The organism is Streptomyces sp. NPDC054840 (genome assembly GCF_053611065.1).
Genome location: NZ_JBSGZP010000708.1, coordinates 1 through 3,695 on the forward strand (window position 1 = coordinate 1; position 3,695 = coordinate 3,695).

2 protein-coding genes are annotated in these 3,695 nt (G+C 68.6%); one reads left to right on the top strand and one right to left on the bottom strand.

Annotation, left to right across the window (positions count from 1 at the left end; all coding sequences use genetic code 11):
- Positions 1 to 32 precede the first annotated feature (32 nt).
- The gene (locus tag ACWGIU_RS32650; protein ID WP_453711723.1) at positions 33 to 458 is read right to left on the bottom strand and encodes a DUF3052 domain-containing protein; all 426 of its coding nucleotides are present in this window, start codon (positions 456 to 458) and stop codon (positions 33 to 35) included.
- A gap of 458 nt (positions 459 to 916) precedes the next feature.
- Between ACWGIU_RS32650 and aceE the strand changes: the two genes are divergently transcribed.
- Positions 917 to 3,649, top strand: coding sequence for a pyruvate dehydrogenase (acetyl-transferring), homodimeric type (gene aceE, locus ACWGIU_RS32655; RefSeq protein ID WP_453711724.1), 2,733 nt, complete (start codon positions 917 to 919; stop codon positions 3,647 to 3,649).
- Positions 3,650 to 3,695: the final 46 nt, after the last annotated feature.

Genomic DNA, 3,695 nt, shown 5'->3' on the forward strand with positions numbered 1-3,695 from the left:
GGCCCTGTCTCCGCATCGCTGCGGGGCTCGGCTCAGCGCTTGGCCTTGGCCGCCTTGGGCGTCACCAGCTTGGTGGAGGTCCACTCCTTGCCGACGGGCAGGCCCTTGGCGAGGGAGAGACCGGCGGTCTCGGCCGCCTCGCTGATGTCGCTGGCCTCGACGTAGCCGTCACGGCCCGTCTTGGGGGTCAGCAGCAGGATCAGTGCGCCGTCCTCGACCAGCTCGGTCGCGTCGACCAGGGCGTCCGTCAGATCGCCGTCCTCGTCACGGAACCACAACAGCACCGCGTCGGCGACGTCGTCGTAGTCTTCGTCGGCGAGCTCGCTGACGAGCTTTTCGACGCTGTCACGGAATTCCTGATCGACGTCGTCGTCGTAGCCGATCTCCTGGACCACCTGTTCGGACTGGAAACCCAGCCGGGCGGCCAGGCTCTCCGCGTGGTCCGCGGTCGCGCTCACGGGGTGCCTCCTGCTCATGTTCGGTGAATGTCTTCGGCGGCGCGCGTACGCGCAGCATTGGGCGTAGTCCACACGGGCGCGGCGGATCGCGCAAGTACCCGGCGGCCGAGACCGTCGAAACGGTGACGATTACGGCCGTCTCGCCGCAACTTTCAGCCTTCCCGTGTACACCTCTCGTGATTCATCCCACACCATTCCAGCTCATTCGGCATCATCGTTGACGCTTGGGTCTTTCCTACCTGTTTGAGGGACGAACGGTCTGACGAAGTCGGCGCCCGCCTTGAGGGTAAGGGGCGGTTTGGCCGGATTCGCTACGGATCCCCGTCGATCCACCCCTCGCGGGTTCCCTGCGGTTCCCCGGGATTACCCGCTGGTAAAGATGAAGATTCCGGCCCAGCGTAAGAGCATGGGAGGCGGCGAACCCAAGGCACGACTCCCCCCGACAGCGAAGGAACAGCGTGGCTTCCGCATCCGATCGCAATCCGATCATCATTGGCGGCCTGCCGAGTCAGGTCCCGGACTTCGATCCGGAGGAGACCCAGGAGTGGCTCGACTCCCTCGACGCCGCAGTCGACGAGCGGGGCCGTGAGCGGGCCCGCTACCTGATGCTGCGGCTGATCGAGCGGGCCCGTGAGAAGCGCGTGGCCGTGCCGGAGATGCGCAGCACCGACTACGTCAACACGATCGCCACCCGGGACGAGCCGTTCTTCCCCGGCAACGAGGAGATCGAGCGCAAGGTCCTCAACGCCACCCGCTGGAACGCGGCCGTCATGGTCTCGCGTGCCCAGCGTCCCGGTATCGGCGTCGGCGGCCACATCGCCACGTTCGCCTCCTCCGCCTCCCTCTACGACGTGGGCTTCAACCACTTCTTCCGGGGCAAGGACGAGGGCGACGGCGGCGACCAGATCTTCTTCCAGGGCCACGCCTCCCCCGGTATCTACGCCCGCGCCTACCTCCTGGACCGGCTCACCGAGCAGCAGCTCGACTCCTTCCGCCAGGAGAAGTCGAAGGCCCCGTACGGCCTGTCGAGCTATCCCCACCCCCGGCTGATGCCGGACTTCTGGGAGTTCCCGACCGTCTCGATGGGCCTCGGTCCGCTGGGTGCGATCTACCAGGCGCGGATGAACCGGTACATGGAGGCGCGCGGCATCGCCGACACCTCCAGGTCCCACGTCTGGGCGTATCTCGGCGACGGCGAGATGGACGAGCCGGAGTCGCTGGGCCAGCTGTCGATCGCCGCCCGTGAGGGTCTGGACAACCTGACCTTCGTCGTCAACTGCAACCTGCAGCGCCTCGACGGCCCGGTGCGCGGCAACGGCAAGATCATCCAGGAGCTGGAGTCGATCTTCCGCGGTGCCGGCTGGAACGTCATCAAGCTGATCTGGGACCGCTCCTGGGACCCGCTGCTGGCGCAGGACCGCGACGGCATCCTGGTCAACAAGATGAACTCCACGCCCGACGGGCAGTTCCAGACGTACGCCACCGAGTCGGGCGCGTACATCCGCGAGCACTTCTTCGGCGGCGACCAGCGGCTGCGCGCGATGGTCGAGAACATGTCCGACCAGCAGATCCAGCACCTGGGCCGCGGCGGTCACGACCACAAGAAGGTCTACGCGGCGTACGCGGCGGCCAAGGCCCACAAGGGCCAGCCGACGGTGATCCTGGCCCAGACGGTCAAGGGCTGGACGCTCGGCCCGAACTTCGAGGGCCGCAACGCGACGCACCAGATGAAGAAGCTGACGGTCGACGACCTCAAGCGCTTCCGCGACCGTCTGCACATCCCGATCACGGACGCGCAGCTGGAGGGCGGGGCCCCGCCGTACTACCACCCGGGCCCGAGCTCCCCCGAGATCCAGTACATGCACGACCAGCGCAGTGCGCTGGGCGGGTACGTGCCGACCCGTGTGGTGCGCGCGAAGCCGCTGCAGCTGCCGGACGACAAGACGTACGCGGCCGCCAGGAAGGGCTCGGGGCAGCAGTCGATCGCCACGACCATGGCCTTCGTCCGCATCCTGAAGGACCTGATGCGGGACAAGGAGATCGGCAAGCGCTTCGTACTGATCGCGCCCGACGAGTACCGCACCTTCGGTATGGACGCCTTCTTCCCGAGCGCCAAGATCTACAACCCGCTCGGCCAGCAGTACGAGGCGGTCGACCGCGACCTGCTGCTCGCGTACAAGGAGTCCCCGACCGGCCAGATGCTGCACGACGGCATCTCGGAGGCGGGCTGCACGGCCTCGCTGATCGCCGCCGGTTCGGCGTACGCGACGCACGGCGAGCCGCTGATCCCGGTCTACGTCTTCTACTCGATGTTCGGTTTCCAGCGCACGGGTGACCAGTTCTGGCAGATGGCCGACCAGCTCGCGCGCGGTTTCGTCCTCGGCGCGACCGCCGGGCGGACCACCCTGACGGGTGAGGGCCTCCAGCACGCCGACGGTCACTCCCAGCTGCTGGCCTCTACGAACCCGGGCTGCGTGGCGTACGACCCGGCCTACGGCTACGAGATCGCGCACATCGTCAAGGACGGTCTGCGGCGGATGTACGGCCCGGAGGCGGAGGACGTCTTCTACTACCTGACCGTCTACAACGAGCCGATCCAGCACCCGGCCGAGCCGGCGGGCGTCGACGTGGACGGCATCCTCAAGGGCATCCACCGGGTGTCGCAGGGCACCGAGGGCACGATCGGGGCGCAGCTGATGGCCTCGGGCGTGGCGGTGCCGTGGGCGCTGGAGGCGCAGCGGATCCTGGCGGCCGACTGGGGCGTACGGGCGGACGTCTGGTCGGCGACCTCCTGGAACGAGCTGCGCCGCGAGGCGGTCGAGGTGGAGCAGCACAACCTGCTCCACCCGGAGGAGGAGCAGCGCGTCCCGTACGTGACGCGGAAGCTGTCGGGTGCCGAGGGGCCGTTCGTGGCGGTCTCGGACTGGATGCGGGCGGTTCCGGACCAGATCTCGCGGTGGGTGCCGGGCGCGTACACCTCGCTGGGCGCGGACGGCTTCGGTTTCGCGGACACCCGTGGCGCCGCGCGGCGCTTCTTCCACATCGACGCGCAGTCCGTGGTCCTGGCGACGCTCACCGAGCTGGCCCGGGCGGGGAAGGTCGACCGGTCGGTGCTGAAGCAGGCGGTCGACCGGTACCAGCTGCTGGACGTCGCGGCGGCGGACCCGGGCGCGGCGGGCGGCGACGCGTAGCGCCTGCGGCGGGCACCTGGACCGGGCCTTCTCCCGGTATGGTCCC